Below are 717 nucleotides of genomic sequence, written 5' to 3' on the forward strand. Positions count from 1 at the left end.
TTCCTGCGCGATCTCTGCAAGGCCAAGGCCGACGTGCAGGCCGGCTTCATGGCGATCGATCCGCGCGACGGCGCGATCCGCGCCTGGGTCGGCAGCCGTGATTTCAGCACCGAGCCCTTCGACCATGTTCAGCAGGCTCGCCGGCAGCCGGGTTCGACCTTCAAGGCCTTCGTCTACGGCGCCGCTTTCGCCGACGGCGCCAAGCCCACCGATACCTTCATCGACCAGCCGGTCGAGATCCCGCTCAAGGGTGGCGAGATCTGGCGCCCCGACGACGCCGAGCCGCCTACCGGCAAGCCGATGACGCTGGCCGACGCGCTGGCCTATTCGCGCAACCGCATCACCGCGCAGCTGATGCAGCAGGTCGGGCCGGTCAAGGTGGCGCGGCTCGCCCGCGAGATGGGCGTGCGCGACAGCACGCTGGAGGCGGTGCCCTCGCTGGCGCTGGGCACCAGCCCCGTCACGCTCAAGGAAATGGTGTCGGCCTACGCGACCATCGCCAACCTCGGCAGCTATGTGGAGCCGCGCATGGTCACGCGCATCGAGGATCGCGACGGCAACGTGCTGTCCGAGTTCATGCCGGCGCCGCCGGAACGCACGCTGTCCACCTCGGCCTCGCGCACGCTGGTGGAGGCGCTGCGCGGCGTGATCAATCGCGGCACCGGCTCGGCGATTCGCTAGCGCTTCGGGATCCGAGCCGACGTGGCCGGCAAGACC

General features: G+C 69.7%; 1 pseudogene. It reads left to right on the top strand.

Going from position 1 to position 717, the window contains the following annotated elements:
* A pseudogene (locus HWY05_RS37590) lies at positions 1 to 678 on the top strand (penicillin-binding transpeptidase domain-containing protein); the annotation flags it as partial.
* Positions 679 to 717 lie beyond the last annotated feature (39 nt).

It is taken from the genome of Paraburkholderia sp. BCC1876 (genome assembly GCF_902833695.1).
Classification (GTDB): Bacteria; Pseudomonadota; Gammaproteobacteria; order Burkholderiales; family Burkholderiaceae; genus Paraburkholderia.